The 16,837-nt window shown below is 40.5% G+C and carries 13 protein-coding genes and 2 riboswitches; of the genes, 3 read left to right on the forward strand and 10 right to left on the reverse strand.

Going from position 1 to position 16,837, the window contains the following annotated elements:
* Nucleotides 1–164 precede the first annotated feature (164 nt).
* Nucleotides 165–1,178 (forward strand): NADP-dependent oxidoreductase, encoded by a 1,014-nt coding sequence (locus FFR60_RS18535; RefSeq protein WP_171004976.1) that lies wholly within the window; start codon nt 165–167, stop codon nt 1,176–1,178.
* Nucleotides 1,179–1,223: 45 nt separating this feature from the next.
* Here FFR60_RS18535 and FFR60_RS18540 read toward each other — a convergent pair whose 3' ends face one another.
* A complete protein-coding gene (locus FFR60_RS18540) occupies nt 1,224–1,901 on the reverse strand; it encodes a type 1 glutamine amidotransferase domain-containing protein (RefSeq protein ID WP_137665296.1) in 678 nt (225 codons plus the stop codon).
* 201 nt (nt 1,902–2,102) lie between these two features.
* Nucleotides 2,103–3,455, reverse strand: a complete 1,353-nt coding sequence (locus FFR60_RS18545) for an FAD-dependent oxidoreductase (protein ID WP_249355041.1) — start codon at nt 3,453–3,455, stop codon at nt 2,103–2,105.
* A 261-nt stretch (nt 3,456–3,716) separates the two neighbouring features.
* Between FFR60_RS18545 and FFR60_RS18555 the strand changes: the two genes are divergently transcribed.
* Nucleotides 3,717–5,219 (forward strand): DUF1846 domain-containing protein, encoded by a 1,503-nt coding sequence (locus FFR60_RS18555; protein WP_137665298.1) that lies wholly within the window; start codon nt 3,717–3,719, stop codon nt 5,217–5,219.
* Nucleotides 5,220–5,292: 73 nt separating this feature from the next.
* On the opposite strand, the gene FFR60_RS18560 is transcribed toward FFR60_RS18555, so the two are convergent.
* From FFR60_RS18560 to FFR60_RS18575, 4 genes are all read right to left on the reverse strand, one after another.
* Complete coding sequence (locus tag FFR60_RS18560; RefSeq protein WP_137665299.1) at nt 5,293–6,495, reverse strand: M20 family metallopeptidase; 1,203 nt, start codon at nt 6,493–6,495, stop codon at nt 5,293–5,295.
* A 36-nt stretch (nt 6,496–6,531) separates the two neighbouring features.
* Entirely contained in the window at nt 6,532–7,809 is a 1,278-nt protein-coding gene (locus FFR60_RS18565; RefSeq protein WP_137665300.1) for an MFS transporter, read from the reverse strand.
* A 292-nt stretch (nt 7,810–8,101) separates the two neighbouring features.
* Nucleotides 8,102–8,185, reverse strand: a riboswitch (glycine riboswitch).
* 3 nt (nt 8,186–8,188) lie between these two features.
* Nucleotides 8,189–8,292, reverse strand: a riboswitch (glycine riboswitch).
* Between the two features lie 313 nt (nt 8,293–8,605).
* Nucleotides 8,606–8,965, reverse strand: coding sequence for an MmcQ/YjbR family DNA-binding protein (locus FFR60_RS18570; RefSeq protein WP_137665301.1), 360 nt, complete (start codon nt 8,963–8,965; stop codon nt 8,606–8,608).
* A 232-nt stretch (nt 8,966–9,197) separates the two neighbouring features.
* The gene (locus tag FFR60_RS18575; RefSeq protein WP_137665302.1) at nt 9,198–10,307 is read right to left on the reverse strand and encodes a peptidylprolyl isomerase; all 1,110 of its coding nucleotides are present in this window, start codon (nt 10,305–10,307) and stop codon (nt 9,198–9,200) included.
* A 636-nt stretch (nt 10,308–10,943) separates the two neighbouring features.
* On the opposite strand from FFR60_RS18575, the gene FFR60_RS18580 reads away from it, so the two are divergent.
* Nucleotides 10,944–11,756, forward strand: a complete 813-nt coding sequence (locus tag FFR60_RS18580; protein WP_137665303.1) for a chitosanase — start codon at nt 10,944–10,946, stop codon at nt 11,754–11,756.
* Between the two features lie 177 nt (nt 11,757–11,933).
* On the opposite strand, the gene FFR60_RS18585 is transcribed toward FFR60_RS18580, so the two are convergent.
* From FFR60_RS18585 to FFR60_RS18600, 4 genes are all read right to left on the reverse strand, one after another.
* A complete protein-coding gene (locus tag FFR60_RS18585) occupies nt 11,934–12,254 on the reverse strand; it encodes a hypothetical protein (RefSeq protein WP_137665304.1) in 321 nt (106 codons plus the stop codon).
* Nucleotides 12,255–12,339: 85 nt separating this feature from the next.
* Nucleotides 12,340–12,663, reverse strand: a complete 324-nt coding sequence (locus FFR60_RS18590) for a hypothetical protein (protein ID WP_137665305.1) — start codon at nt 12,661–12,663, stop codon at nt 12,340–12,342.
* Nucleotides 12,660–12,866: a helix-turn-helix transcriptional regulator gene (locus FFR60_RS18595; RefSeq protein WP_137665306.1), complete on the reverse strand. Its 207-nt coding sequence runs from the start codon at nt 12,864–12,866 to the stop codon at nt 12,660–12,662. The genes FFR60_RS18590 and FFR60_RS18595 overlap by 4 nt, the downstream gene beginning before the upstream one ends.
* A 193-nt stretch (nt 12,867–13,059) precedes the next feature.
* Nucleotides 13,060–16,281: an InlB B-repeat-containing protein gene (locus FFR60_RS18600; protein WP_137665307.1), complete on the reverse strand. Its 3,222-nt coding sequence runs from the start codon at nt 16,279–16,281 to the stop codon at nt 13,060–13,062.
* Nucleotides 16,282–16,837 lie beyond the last annotated feature (556 nt).

Here is a 16,837-nt window from a genome sequence, read left to right on the forward strand (position 1 = left end):
TGCCCTTATGTTTATGATTTCAAACTATTAAACGCTAGATCGGAAAAATTGTCAAGAAACATCCGTTGACATTTTTAAACCAATAAACTAAACTCTAATCCGTAAGCGTTTAAAAGGTTAAACGCTTAAACTCAAACGCTGGAGGAATAAAGATGAATAATACAATGAAAGCTGCCGTAATTGATTCTTATAAACAACCAATGCCAGAAATAAAGGCTGTGGCGCTCCCAAAAGTTCGGCCAAATGATGTTTTGGTCAAGATCGTCGCGGCCAGCATCAATCCTATCGATCTAAAAACAAAGGACGGCGGACTTAAAATGCTGCTGAAATATGATATGCCGCTGATTCTGGGGAGTGATTTTGCCGGGATCATCGTTGAGGTTGGTGAACAGGTTAATGATTTTGCTATCGGCGATGCTGTTTATGGCCGTGTTCAGAAGAACCGGATCGGCACCTTTGCGGAATATATCGCCGTTGATACAGGCGATATCGCTCTAAAACCGAAGAATACTACTTTTGAGGAAGCGGCCGCGATTCCGCTGGTTGGACTCACTAGTTATCAGGCTTTGCATGACATCATGAATATCCAGCCGGGACAAAAGGTCCTGATTCAAGGCGGTTCTGGCGGGATTGGAACGATCGCCATCCAAATCTCTAAGCACCTAGGCGCATATGTAGCGACCACTACCTCAGCGAAAAATTTTGAACTGGTCCAATCATTAGGCGCCGACTACCCGATTGATTACCGAACGACTAATTTTACAGAAATCCTTGCCGATTATGATTATGTCTTTGATACGCGGGGCAGAAAAGCGCTGGAGGATGCCTTCAGCATTGTGAAACCGGGCGGAAAAGTCGTCAGCATCTCTGGATTACCCAACTATCGCTTCGGGCAAGAATACGGAGTGCCTTTATGGAAAAAGTTAGGCTTTCGCTTTGTGACTCGGAAGATTACTAAATTGGAGAAGCAAACAGGTGCCTCCTACACCTTTCTTTTCATGAAGCCAAGCGGTCCGCAGCTGTCCCTACTAGGTCAGTTGATCGAAACCGGCGTGATCAAACCGATAATTGATCGCGTCGTGCCCTTTGCCGATATCGAAGAAGCCCTCACCTATTCACAATCCGGTCGGGCCAAAGGAAAAATCATCCTGCAAATGACCGATGATTCTGAAAAATAGCTAAATAAAGGGTCCCGACAAAGTTTATGCTTTATCGGGACCCTTTTATTTGATTTCATTTAGTAATAATTTTGCTACGGCACGTACAGAAAAAGGGTTTTGTCCGGTTAACAGTCGACCATCTTTTATCGCATATTCGCTATAAAAGCGTTTCTTCGAGAATTTGGCTCCGCGAGCTTCCGCCACCTCATGATTTAGAAAGGGCACGACCGATTTCTTGCTGGCAAGGATCTCTTCAGCCGTCGTGAAGCCCGTAATATTCTTACCCGCGATCAGATACTCGCCTTGTTCATTCTTAATATTGAACAGTCCTGCGATTCCATGACAGACCGAGCTGATGTAGCCGCCATTGTTATAAATGGTTAATGCCAACTTCTGAAGTTCTGGATTATCTGGAAAATCCCACATCACGCCATGACCGCCTGTGTAATAGATCGCCGCATAGTCGTTCGGATCGATTTGATCAGGACACAGCGTATTTTTCAATCCACGATCAATAAAATCCTGACTTTCGTAAATCCGCATGATCGATTCATCCGTATATTTCATGCTTCGCGGATCAAGGGGAACAAATCCGCCCTTTGGACTAACGAAATCTACCGCTACGCCATTTTTTTGCATTTCATCAACAAACTCTGCCGCTTCACCCAGCCACAAACCGGTCGGGTCCTTCGTTCCTTGATAGCGCGTGACATTTGTTTCAACAATCAATACCTTTTTCATAACCTTCATCCCTCATCTATAATTTCCGCAACATGATTAAGCAGGACTTTAACAGCAAAAAGTCTGCCGAAATTATTATCCGTTCATGTTTTTAAACTATTAAACTATCGGGCGATGATTTTGTCAATTTATCTTGCTTGCAAAGGCTGGATGTTGCATAAAAAAACCGGAGGAATCTTCCCTCCGGCGTAATCATTTGTTCTATTTTTCTTGTTCCAATGCTTTTAACCCCGCCATATTAAGCAAGTTCCACGGCGTGTCAAATTCTGGCTGGAAGAAGAAGTCCGCGTAAGCGAGCTGTTCGATGGTGAATTTTGTTTGGATGGCGATCGAGATCGCATTGATATTAGCAGTCAGATCTTCTTTCGACATGATTTGTCCGCCCAAAATCTCATGTGTAGCTGGATCATAGACTAATTTGAACAGCATTCGTTCTTTTCTGTCTGCTGGAATAAAGTCCATTAACGTATCTTGATCCAAGAGCACGGATTTCGTCTCAATCTTCAAACGGTCTGCCATTTGATCGTTCAAGCCAGTTGAGGCAAATTTATAATCAAAGACTCGCAGCGCAGATGAGCCTTGTACACCTGGGAATGGATTGTTTGCTTCGACTAAGTTTTTCGCCGCATAGCGTCCTTGGCGACGCGCATTTGTTGCCAGCGCGATATTGACTTCTGTGTTTCCCGGATTGTATTTGATCAAGGTAGCATCGCCGACTGCGAAAACATCTTCCGCACTTGTCCGCATATATTCGTCCGTTTTGATCATTCCATTTGGATGCATCTCCACGGCGTCTTTTAACCAAGCGGTATTCGGTCTAACACCTGCTGACATCACAACGAGTTCAGCCGGGTATTCGCCTTTATCTGTCACGACTTTCGTCACTTTTCCAGCGTCACCGATAAATTCAACGACTTTTTCTTCCATCGCTAAATGCATACCGTTGTCGGTCATTTCTTTTTCTAAAATATCGGTAAAATCTTGATCCAAGTAAACACCTAATGGACGAGTGATAATATCCACGACCGTCACGTTTTTTCCAACCATCGCAAAAGCTTCGGCCGCTTCGATCCCGATATAGCCGCCGCCGACTACAACAACATTTTGGATGTCTGGATCAACTGAATGCAATTTAAGGTCGATTGTATCTTGACGCCCGCGCATCGTTTCGATATTTTCCAGCTCATGACCCGGAACAGGCAAGATAAATGGATTCGCCCCAGGGCTTAAAATCAATTTGTCATAGCTTTCCGTTCTAGTCTGCCCGCTGACATGATCCAAGACTTCAACTTCGTGTTGGTCAGGCATTACTTTGGTAATTTCTGTATTTGTGAAAACGCGAACCCCGCGTTTTTCCATCTCTTCGGCTGTCATGTAACGAATTGAATTAACGTCTTTCACGACTCCTTCGAGATACATTTGCGTGCCTCAACCCATAAATGAGACAAAATCGCCTTTCTCGTACCATTGCACTTCCGCATTGGGATGAGAAAGGAGTAATTCTTCGACTGCTTCATAGCCGCCGTGTGAAGATCCTAAAACGATAACCTTCATAAAAAATCCCTCCTATCATTTGATACCCTTCCATTGTAGCGTACTTCCAATAGGAAAAGACACATATTGGCTCATGGTGAAATGCGCTTCTTTTTTCAGGCTGGAATTATCAAATCAGAACGCTTCTTTAAAAAGAAAAAACACTGCGATTTTTCATTGACGGATGAGGCATTTAATGAAAGAATATTATGGATTAGTTACGGCTTATAATATTACGTCTGTTTTTAATGCAACGCACTCTCAATGTTATGGAGGAAGTAAATGAAGGAACTAGGATTTGATTCAAAAAAATACTTAATCGAGCAGTCTCGCTTTATTTTGGAACGAGTAAATCAATATGACAAACTCTATCTGGAATTTGGCGGAAAATTGGTCGACGATAAGCATGCCAAACGAGTGTTGCCGGGATTTCAGGAAGATGTCAAAGTGAAGCTGCTTCAAAAGCTCAAGGATCAAGCGGAGATCCTTATTTGTTTGTATGCTGGGGATATTGAACGGAATAAAATCCGCGGCGATTACGGCATCACCTATGATATGGATGTTTTACGCTTAATTGACGAATTAAGAGGCTATGATCTGCTGGTTAATAGTGTGGTCATTACCCGTTATAACAATCAGCCGGCGACAAACGCCTTTATCAACAAACTGGAACGCCAAAATATCAAAGTCTACAAACACGAAGCCATCGAAAATTATCCCTTAAATGTAGATAAAATTGTTTCCAACGAAGGCTTCGGCAAAAATGAGTATGTCAAAACAGAGAAGCCGATCGTCATCGTGACCGCACCAGGGGCAGGCAGCGGCAAGCTGGCCACCTGTTTAAACCAGCTTTATCATGAGAGCAAACTGGGGAAAAAAGCCGGATATTCAAAATTCGAGACCTTCCCCGTCTGGAATGTTCCATTAAAGCACCCATTGAACATCGCTTATGAAGCAGCAACCGTCGATCTGGGAGACGTGAACATGATCGATTCCTTCCATTTAGATTATTATGGAGAAATGGCGGTCAACTACAATCGAGATGTCCAAACATTTCCAGTAATCAAACGGATCATTGAAAAAATCACCGACGAAGAATCGATTTATAAGTCCCCAACAGATATGGGCGTGAATCAGGTCAAAGCCGGTATTGTAAATGATGCAGTCGTTCAAGAAGCTTCCCGTCAGGAAATCATTCGACGATTTTTCCAGACAGAGTGTGATTTCAAAAAAGGGCTGGTTGATGAGGAAGCCGTAAATAGAATCAATTTGATCATGGAAGAGATCGATTTGAAGCCAGAGGATCGGACGGTAGTCACTCCGGCTCACGCATATTCCGAAAAATTAGAGTCCTTGTCAAAAGAATCGGCCGCCGTGATTGCTTTGGAGCTTCCTTCCAAAAAAATTATCACCGGCAGAACAACTTCATTGATGGAGGCTTCCGCTTCAGTCATCTTAAATGCAATAAAGGTTTTAGCTAAAATTGATGACGACATTCATTTATTATCGCCGATCATTTTAGAAACAATCAAAAATTTGAAAAAAAACGAGATGCACATGAAAGATCACATGCTAGATATTCGTGAAGTATTACTTGCATTAGCCATTAGTGCCGTCACGAATCCAACAGCCCAGTGCGCTTATGAGAAGCTGGTCGAGCTTGAAGGCACTCAGGCACATTCGACGGTGATGTTGAGTAAAGCCAATGAACAGTCCTTTAGAAACTTAGGAATCGATATTACCTCAGCGGCAGCTTATCCATCCGAGCAGCTGTATTATCAGTAAAAGACACTTTGGTTAGGTGAAGATCGCTCACAAAAAAAGCCGCAGACATGCACTTGTCTGCGGCTTCAATTCACTATTCTTCATTTAAATAATCGACAACGATACTGCCCATGACCTCGGCACAGATCAAAAGTGATTTTTCATTGATGTCGAATTTAGGATGGTGATGCGGATAGACTGCTTTGTCTTCCACTTCGGCACCGACATAAATGAAGGTGCTTGGTACTTTTTCAGCGAAATAAGAGAAATCTTCAGATGGCGGAATCGGTTTGGTGATCTCAACTGATTCTACGCGATCCAATTTCGTATTTTTCAAGATTTCCGCTGCTTGTCGAGTGAATGCTGGATCATTATACAAGACCGGATAATCGGTTGTGTAATCTAATTCACACTTCACACTAAAGGCTGCTTCGACGCCTTCGCAGACTTTCTTTATTTCTCCATCAATAACTTTCCGCGCCTCCGCACTCATGGAACGGACGTCACCTTCTAATACGACTTGGTCCTTAATAATATTAAACTGTCCTTTTGCATCAAAGGAACCGATCGTCACCACACCCATATCAAAAGGATTGATCCGACGGCTGATCACCGTTTGAAGCATCGTCACAAAATAACTTCCCGCAACGATCGCATCATTGGCTTCATGAGGCGAAGAGCCGTGACCGCCCTTGCCTTTAATCGTCAGCTTGAAGAAGGAACGTGCTGTTTGGACTTCACCCTCGCGATAAAATACTTTACCGAAAGGAAAGTTGCTCATTACATGAATTCCGGCAACGTTGTCTACCCCTTCTAAACAGCCTGCCTTGATCATTCCGATAGCGCCTCCGGGAGGTGTTTCCTCCGCCGGCTGATGGAAAACCTTGATCTTTCCATGAAGCTGATCCTTCATCTCCGCTAATGTTTCCGCCAAAACCAGCATATAAGCAGTATGCGCATCGTGACCGCAAGCATGCATAACTCCTTCGTTTTTAGAGGCAAAAGGCAAATCAGTCGCTTCCTCGATTGGTAAAGCATCAAAATCAGCGCGAATGGCTAATGTTTTTCCTGGCTTTCCTGAATCAATCGTCACAATGACGCCATTTTCTCCATTGATATGACTTTCCACCGTCACATCCAAATCTTTGTTTTTATAAAAATCGACGATATATTTTGCCGTTTCTGTCTCGTAAAAAGACAATTCCGGATGCTCATGCAAATAACGGCGAATTTCGATCATTCGATCTTCTTTTTTACGCAGTTCCGTAAATAGCTGTTCTTTTAAATTCAAATTCATTTCCTCCTTTTTGCTAGTGCTCTATAAATTAATTTCTTAATCAACCGTTTCTGACAGTTCTGCATTTCCAGTAAAATATTTTCGTGAAGTGATATAAGAGCCGACCCATCCGAACAGGGTTAATGCGGTAAAGACGATCATAAATAACCAAGCGGTCTGGTATGAGCCAGACGCATCCAAAATGCTAGCTACAAAAACAGAACCTAAGGCCGTCCCGATCGTGCCTACACTGCTGACTAAGCCGTACGCTTCGGGATAATTCTTTTGTCCAAAAACGCCGGCAGTGATCAATGGCGGAGAAACGGTGCCGATTGGCGTTCCCAGACCAAAGGCAAAGGCCATCAAATACATGATTCCTAAACTATCACCGAACAACATCAAAATAAAGGCCAACAGAAATGAGCCGCAGCCGAAAACACTGCTGGCAACCACACCGAAGCGGTCATTTACCCATCCCAAAATCAGTTTCCCAAAAATCCCCACAAAGGAATAAATAGAAATGATATTGGCCGAAGTTGCTGGATCGTGCATCTCTTGGATAGCCGCCGGGAAATTGGATAGCGCCCCTGTATTGATCAGACCGTTTAAAAACATCCCCATCATGGCTAATATGAAGAACACTTTGCTGTAGGATGCCTTGACCGTGATGGAAGAATTTTTACTTTCTTCAATCGCGCCTTCTGATTGATTCGCAGGTGCAACATTTGCGCCAAAAGCCACCAGACCTTTTTCTTCAGGAGAGCTCTTAAAAACAAATAGAACGATCGGCAATGAACACACTAACGCGATTCCCGCCATTAATTGATAGGTTGTGCGCCAGCCGTAATTATTCAAAAACATGGTGATGACTTGAGAAAAGATCGTTCCGCCAAGACCAATTCCGGCCATCGCTATACTCATGGCTAACCCGCGTTTTTCTTTAAACCACATCGTGATCATGTAAGTAATTGGGATTATCGTAGATGCCCAATAAAAGAGCCCCACAAAGATAGAGGAAATATACAGATGGACCGCTCCTTGAGCAAGCGAATAAGTAAAATAACTAATACAAAAGCCAATAACGCCGACAACTTGCAATACTTTCATTTGACCAGAGGCAATTCGTTTCGATACGATCGGTGATAAAAAGATACCGATCAATTGGACGATGGTGTTTACCAGCATAAACTGACTACGACTGATTTGCAGCTCGTCAATCACGGCCAGCGCATATTTTCCTGATAAGGACATAACCAACGGGACCATCGTCGCCGTGATTGCGACACACCCCGCAACAATCCACCAGCCATAAAAAATGCGTTTTCCTTCTTTCATATCCTATCTCCTTTTTTAATGATTGATGTAACCCTGCCCTCCCTCATAAATTTATATAGCTAACGGCTGTTTTAACGAACCACACGTTCAAAAGCATGGCGCGTTTAACAGTCCGATATTCTTTCTTTTAACGCTTGCCTGAGCCTTTCGATCGATTAAGCGTCCTTTCAAATATAACTATAATCAAGTTATTTAAATAATATATTTGCATGTGAAAAAGGTAACAAATATACCTTCGCGTTTCCCTTTACGCACATCAAAAAAGAGGATAACTGTCCCTTGTACAGGTATCCTCTGTCATTTAACCTGAGAGATTCTCATTAGGCCAATAATCTCCTATGATTGCCCCTTCGGTGTATAATTATACTTTCCAGAGTTTTGTCCAACTACGATCCTTTTACCTGAGATCTTCATATGAATGCTCTGTAACATCCATACTTATTCCTTCGGCGGCATTTTAATACACTCTCTCGTAATTTTCATTCAAAAGTAAACGCTTTCACTTATTGAGTAATACTACCAGTTTGTTTTCAACACCGCAAGTTCTTTTTTTGAAAAATAACTCTAAAATAAAAAGAAATCTATAAAAAAAGAATAAAACGACCTCCACGAAAATAGCCTATTTAATAAAGTTGAGGCGTAATCATTCGAAAATGACTACCGGCCATCAACCTGTATCAATAACTTCTAATAAAGACTATTAGGCTGCGTAAAAAGGTTTTCTTCTATCCCCCTATTTGATACTAAGATAAAATTGAGAAAAATTATTAGCAATTGCTCATAATTGTTTTTTCCACTACTTGGCGGTAAGCAGATAGCTGTCTTCAATCAGACCAGCCACCTGTTCAAAATGATCAATCTGGGACAGATCAACCGTGATCCAATGCTGCTTATTCATATGGTACGCCGGATAAATCGCTGGACTCGTTTTAAGAATATCGCCTAAATTGGGATCGATCTTTAAATTGATCACGTCGATTTCTTCTTCACTTTCTCCATATAACTTATTTTGAGGAATCGTCATTACGGCACAAAACCATTTTCGTCCTCTTTCATGACGAAAAATACAAAAACCGGGGCTTTTTTTAAATAGATACTCCGGCGAACTCCTGTAGCTCGTCTCGATAGCTTCAATCATCTCATTTTTAGTAACCAAAAAACATCATCCCTTTATACAAAAGTAGTGTTGGGGCATCCCCTAAGTGCTCATTTCTCCTCGTTTGTCTTACAAGCTAATTGTATGGCAAATCGCCTCATTCAGCAATCCGAGTTCAGACCGCTTTTCATTGATGCGAGCCTGAACTAACCACAGTCGCTCCAGAACACAATGATCAACAACGTAAAAAAAAATACTGCGACCCTACAGCTAGGATCGCAGTATTCTAACTTTACTCTACTTTTTCAAAAGTGATTTTCTTGATTTTTACTGGGTCTGAAACTGGTGCGTCGTCATCATCTGTTTCTTGTTCCGCGATTTTTTTAACTACATCCATTCCTTCATAAACCTGCCCTAGAACGGTATAGCGTCCGTCTAATTCCGGCAGCCCGCCAATTTCTTTATATTTTTCTTCCACATTTCCTGGAAGAGAAAGAATTGGTAATTGTTCTTCATCGATCTTAGTATTTTGGACAATGTAGAACTGATTTCCATTCGTATGCGGCCCATTGTTTCCTAAACAAAGAGCGCCGTCAAAGTTGTATAATCCTTTGTCCACCTCATCTTCATAAAAGCCGTCATAGATTGATTTTGATTCATCACCAGAACCATCTAACGCTCCGCCTTGAATCACAAAGTCTTTGATTACACGGGCAAAAGGCGTACCATCATAGAAACCATCTTTGGAAAGCTCGATCCAATTTTTCACAGCTTTAGGCGCTTGGTCAGGGAACAAACGCATCTTAATGACTCCCGCGTCCGTATCCATCACACAAACTTCTTCACCTTTACTTGGTGCTTCCAATTGTGTCAACTCAATATCAGAAACATCCACGCCTGTGTCCTGCCATAAGATATCGTAAATCTGCCATTTGACACCATCTTTATCACCCAAACGTGCCATCTTCAATAAGACGCTGTACTCCGTCGTCTTTTTCTTCTCCGTCACTTTGAATTTGTACTCCAAAATGGCTCTTAAATCATTGTAGTCATCGTCAGCTTTCACCTTATAAAACTGATCGAACTTCGTGTAAACATACTCCACTTTTTTTCCAGCAAATTTGTCAAAGTAATCAGTGATCTTCTTCTTATCCGCCTTTGAAATATCACTGACGATCTCGCCCTTAATACTCTTTTCATCTGTCAACTTTTTCGAAAACTTCTCATATTGTTCCTTGATCTCTGTCTCATCCCAATGGCGGCCAATCAATTGCTCGACCGTCTTTTCCTTCGAATAATCATGCACTTTGCTTTTTGCCTCCGTCGAACTTGCCAACCCAAAAAATACACTCCCTAACATAAGCAGCGCGCCAAAACATAACCATCCTTTTCTGAATTTCATAAGAAACCTCCTTATTTTGTAATCGCTTACATTTTATCGTAAAATATCTTGATTATTCGTTATTTTAAATTTTTCTTAGAGAAATCTAATCTTGAGAGTCAACTACATCAAACAAGGTATAAATAAATCCGATTTCAATCATTAGATTCATAATTGTAAAAACTATCAAAATAGCTAAAACACAAACTATCAGCATAATCGAAAGCATTTCTTGAATATTTGAATGCGAAAATATTAAGATTAACGTTATTTTATTGTAGTCTTCTAATGTTGAAATCGATCATCATTTATGTTTATCACAACTGCTATATTTAAAACATCTTTTTATTTTGCATAATAGTACTCACATTTCTATCATCTTTATGTAAAACAAGCATTAAATTAACAGTTTGTACCGCCCCACTGTTCCTACATCCTTAGATTCTTTTACTTTCTGCCAATTATCAAAGAAACGCTGCCGAAGTTAACACCACTAGAAAATACTGTTTTCAAATAAAGAAAGCTATGGTACAAGTTGTTTTTTTTCTGTCACAAATGCCAATTAATGGAACGCGTGCCTAGATGCTTATAAAACGTTTACATCTTCTTTTTTTTCTTTATATTAGTAGTTAGATAAAAAAGAAGGGAAGAAATAACATGCTAAAAAAAATTTGCCTTACCTTATTGTTATGCAGCACGTTAGGTATAACGGGTTGCACAAAACAAACCGCCGAGAAACCTGCAAAAACATCTACTGTATCGCTAAAAGATCCTGAGAAAAAGGAACAGGCAATGGCGCTGGTTTCCAGTGCGGAAAATTCTTCACTTGATTGGAAGGCGCAATACAATTACATTGAGGATATTCAAGATGGTCGAGGCTATACCGCTGGAATTATTGGTTTTTGTTCAGGAACGGGAGATATGTTAGATTTAGTAGAAAAATATACGAAAACCCAGCCTGAGAATCCGTTAGCTGCTTATTTACCTGCGCTAAAAACAGTAAATGGCTCTGACTCTCATAGCGGTCTAGATCCTGATTTTACTTCTGCTTGGGAAAAGGCTAGTAAAGAACCAGAATTTCAAAAAGCGCAAAACCAAATACGCGATGAGCAATATTTTGATCCTGCGGTAAAACAAGCAAAAAAAGACGGTTTATCCGTCTTAGGACAATTCATCTATTATGATGCCATAGTGATGCATGGTCCTGGAGACGGTTCTGTTCCTTATGAAGAATGTTTCTACGGCATTCGCAAGGCTGCGTTGAAAAAAGTAAAGTCACCTGCTGAAGGCGGCGACGAAACAGAGTACTTAACTAGTTTTTTAGATGCACGCGACAAAGTGATGGCTTTAGAAGATGTTCATGAAGACTTAAGTCGGACAATTGCTCAACGAAAATTCCTTAAAGAAGAAAATTTTACAATGAAACAACCTCTTCATTGGGTCATGTATGGCGAAAAATTTAAGCTCTAAATGCGAGATTTAACGACTTGTAGCCCATCAATAAAATGTGATGGTTGAAAATGATATGCATGGATGAAAAATTTTACCTGTGGAAATCAATAGCGAAACCTCTCTTGTGTTTACACATAAAGGCAAGTCTGAAATCAGACTTGCCTTTTACGTGTCATAAATTAGAAACTCTTAGTATCACATATTTTTATCAAAATGCTTGAGCGCTACTAGTTCAACCAATTGTCCAATGATGATGATGCCGAAACCATAGAAACAAGCCTTTTGTAGCGGAATTTGATAGCTTGAAGGTCGAAATACTAAATAGCCTATGATCACAGAAAAAACTACGATCAAAGCTTCAAAATACAAATAACCGATTTTTCTAGCTTCTACCTGGATCATATTCCAGCGTTCGTCATTTTTGTATTGAGTTTGCTTTCTAGCTCGATAATAGCCATTGTAAAAAATGCCTATTAATAAAGATACGATAAATAATAGCTGTACTGGTTGTTTCATTTGGAGTCCTCCTCTTTCATGAATACATGCTTGATATCAAGCACTAACTCTAAAGATCGCGCATATTTTTATTTTTCTAGGAAGATTATAGTTTGTTGTCGTAATATCTTAGAGCAAAGTATTCAAAGGGATAACGAAGCGCAAATATGTAAAAGGCATAGCGAAAAACCATTACTAAAGAGATCGAAGCAGATGGGGCAGCAAATAAAGCCGCAAAGAGAAAGGCTAGACAATTAATCCCTACGATCACGTTAAAGAATTTTAATACAATGCCGCTTGACTTCAACTTAATCTGCTGCCAGCGTTCGTCATTTTTGTATTCGGCTTCTTTTCTCTTACTAAAGGAATCACTTAATAATACAAAAATAAACATAATCAATAACCCTATAAGAGCAATCCATCTACTCATTTTTCATCATCCTCCTGTTTAAAAACTTCATTAATATCAACGCCAAAAGCTTTAGCGATCGAGAATGCTAAATCTAAAGAAGGTGTATACTTATACTTTTCGATTGAGATAACCGCTTGTCTAGAAATACCCACATAATTTGCTAAATCTGCTTGAGTCCAGTCCCGTTCAGCCCGTAATACTTTAATACGATTCTTTATCATGTTGCTAACCCCTTCCTAAATGTAACTAAGTGGTTACATTCTAATAGTAATCACTTGATTACATTTTGTCAATAAGGTAATACACGTTTAAAAAGATACAGGACGCAGGATTTCCATTTTTCTATTACTAATAATACCTAGCGCATAAAAAAAGAACCTGAGACATACGCCCCAAGTTCTTCTCTAACTCATCCTATTTCTTGTTCTTCTTAATCAAAGCAATGACCGCCGCAACTAATCCTGTTCCTATGAATCCTGGCCAAATGGTTGTGACCATATTCATCCGTGGATATTGTTTTGCCTGCGATGTTGGATACACCTTCTTACTTGTAGGTATATTGGTCATCTTCGCTACAGGTGCTGTCGGTACAGCGGCTTTTTTCAAGGTCAGTCCTTGGATAGCAGATTGAAGCTTCGCCAGTACCTGTTCGGCTTTGAGTGGATCAGGACTGACTTCTTTCAGTAATTCTTTGGCAGCTTTTTTGGCTTCTTGATACACTTTCCAACTGTCTTCAGTATAATCCTGTTCCTTGCGGTTCTTTTGATTTTCTTCTTTTAGGATATTTTCAATGACTTCTATTGTTTTTATTTTTTCCCATTTAGCGGTTAGGGTTTTGTCGCCGATCGTTCCTTTCGGCAGTTCGGTCACTTTCGTTTCACCATCATACCAGCCTTGGAAACGATAGCCGATCCGTGCTGGTTCTGGTAATTTAGTAACAGAATTTTCAGTGGTGAATGTAATCGGATCAATTGCGCTGCCACTTGCACTGTCAAAGTTCACGGTATACTTGATCGCTTCATATTGTGCCGATAGTCTCAAGTTCCCGATCGTACCTGCCGCCAAACTGCGAACGATGGCGTTATTGCTTTGTGCACTGCGATTTAATTTCTCTTCAGAAACCAACCAGCCCAAGAAACGATAGCCTGCTCGTTCTGGTCCGTCTGGTAAAGCAATCGATTGATCGGAAATCGTATACGTGATCGGACTTAGCACATCGCCCTCAAAATGAATCGTGTAGGGAATGATCTCCCATTTCGCGGTCAGCGTACGATCACTCGTCCCACCAATTGGGATCTCCGTCACTTGATTTTCACCTTCAAACCAGCCCATAAACTTGTGACCTTTTCGGGTAGGCGTTGGCAACGTTGAAATAGTTTCTTCTATCGTATAAGGCATTGGATCGATGGCATTGCCGCCGGCGCTGTCGAAGGTGACTTTATAGGTCACTGGTGTCCATTTCGCAATTAACGTACGGTTGCCAGTTTTGCCTTTTTCAATCTTCGATACTTTAGCTTCCCCATCATACCAGCCGTCAAAATCATAGCCGGTTCGTGTTGGCGTATCAAACTTGTCGATTCCTTGTTCGATCGTGTAAGTCATTGGTGAAACGGGTGAACCGTTATTACTATCAAAATTGACGGTATAAGTGATCGGATTCCACTGTGCATAAAGCTTTATCTGCGCACCTTCTGTCATAGATAAGTTTTCGACTACTTCTTTATCTGAATAACTGTCTCCGCTGCCATCAGGCTCTTTGTTCCAACCAACAAAATCATACCCCATTCGAGTAAATTGATTTTCGGATAATGACTGCTCTTCATCAACGGTCAGCATTTGATCTGCCATACTCCCATCACCCTTATTAGCATCATATTGGATGGTATATCTGGCCTTGCGCCAGCTCGCTACCAACTCGATAGGTTCAGTGATTAGCGTATCCTCAAAAGAGAACGGTTGATTATTGAGCGTCCAGTAATCAAAGGCCCACCCGATTTTAATCCCTGTATAGTTGGGGTCGACTGCCGTTTTATTTTCAAAAACAAATTGAGGAACAGGTGCATCGCCAATTCCATCGTCTACATCAAAAGAAACCCTGTATTTCTTCTGGATTGTATATGCGTGATCTGTAGCTGGCCCAGTCAACTTATTGTGTGCTTCCGTAAAAGCATTGGTTAAATCATATACTTCTGCGTAGTTATCTTTGACCCAGTGATGGGTTGTTGTTTCAGTATTTTTGGGAAGGGAAAGTAACATATGGTTTCCCGTAAATTTAAAATCCGATGACAACGTTAGCGTCGAAAGCTTTAAACAATTATGAAGCATCCCGTTCATTGTCGTTACTTTATTTGTATTCCAGCCTGATAAATTCAACGTTTCTAACATATCACAACTTGCAAACACATTCTCCATATTCTTTACTTGACTCGTATTCCAACCTGATATATCTAGCGTGGTCAACTTTTCACATCTGTAAAACATCTGGTACATTTCTTTTATACTGCTCATGTTCCAACCGGATATATCTAGCATCTGTAGTTGTTTACAAACCCCAAACATATTTTCCGTGTTCTCAACCTTACTCATATCCCAATTGGATAGAGATAGTTGCTCCAGCATACAATTGTAAAACATATTCTTCATACTCTGGACGTTACTCGTAACCCAATCGGATATATCCAGCGTTTCCAATTGTTTACAATCCGTAAACAGATAGCTCATGTCTTCCACTCGGCTCGTATTCCACTTTGATATATCCAGCGTTTGCAACTGGTTACAACCATCAAACATATGACTCATGTCTTCCACTTGGCTTGTATTCCAACCTGATATACTCAGTGTTTCCAATTGTTTACATCCACGAAACATACCGCTCATATCTTGGATGCCTGAACAATCCGCGTTTCCAAAATCCACAGTAGTAAGAACATTATTGTTATAATCTCCCCAACTATCAGGTATAGCAAACAACTCTTTAAACGAACCTGTCAATTCAACAGGTTTCTGCTCTTTACCAGATGATTCGATCTTGAAAACTTCTGTTTGTTTGTTATTTACCAGTTGGGTATGCAATACAGTCCCTAAATCAATTTTTACTGGCAAATCCTCAATCTTTGCCGGAACGGTAATATTTCTCCAGTTCCCTTTGTAATCAGTAATTTCTACATACGTTCCTTGATTTATATACTGCCAATCATTCTCAATAGTATCCGCAGTTTGAGTTTGCGGTTGTGCTTTGGCTGTGTCGGCTTGTTGTTCCGTTTCTTCTGGATTTTTTATCTCATTAGCGGGTTTTTGCTCAGTTTCTGTTGAGGCTCGGTGTGTGTCATTGGTTGTACTCGGCGGTGTCTCTTGGGCAGTGATCTCTTCATCAGTTGTGGTGGTTGGTTGTGTCTCTGAGTTAAGCTCGCTGCTTGCTACGGTAGGTAAAGCGGTGTTGCTTTGTTGTACTTGCGTGGTTTCTGCTTCGGTCGCTGTTTCTGTCGCCAATACTTGTACTGGTACAATCGCGTAGCTGCCTAAGACAATCAACACACTTCCAGCAACGCTGAGCAATTGTTTATTAATCTTCTTTAAAACAAATCGCGGCACACGTTTTTCAGTCCTCTTTTTCAATCTGTTCATCAATTTGTTCATCTCGATCCCCCAGTTTCTTTGTCTTTCTGCCTTTATATCTAACCAATGTTTTCCATTTTGCTCTTTTTATCCTATGTTAATTATAAGCAATTTAGCTATTTGCTCCTGCTAATAAATAGCTAAAAATGAAAGTACCTTGCCCAATAATTTTCTTTTTTTTAATAAAAAAGGAGAAATAGTTTATTATTACTTTTTTCGATTAATTTTATCCAAAAAAAAAGAAGAACCTAGGTTCCTCCTTCATGACTTTAGTCTACATCAGATTATCAAAAAATCTCTTTTAAAACTTCTACATCTTTTAAGCTGCAAAAGTTTTTATTATTGTTCATAATGTGTCTAAAATGTTAGATAAAAAACTACTCCGATTGATCGAGGTCTATTAGAATCGAATCATTTATTAAGAGGAAGCTGTAGTTAAAATAAAAAAGAGATAGATTAAACAAATCAGGAACGGTCTTGTTTAATCTATCCCTTTTCTAGAGAGTGTAATATTAACTGTGTAAGTAACCGCTAATCCTAGGTAGGTGGTGGCTTCACAGTTTTTATTTTTCTAAAA

The organism is Enterococcus hulanensis, from assembly GCF_005405485.1.
GTDB classification, from domain to species: domain Bacteria; phylum Bacillota; class Bacilli; order Lactobacillales; family Enterococcaceae; genus Enterococcus_A; species Enterococcus_A hulanensis.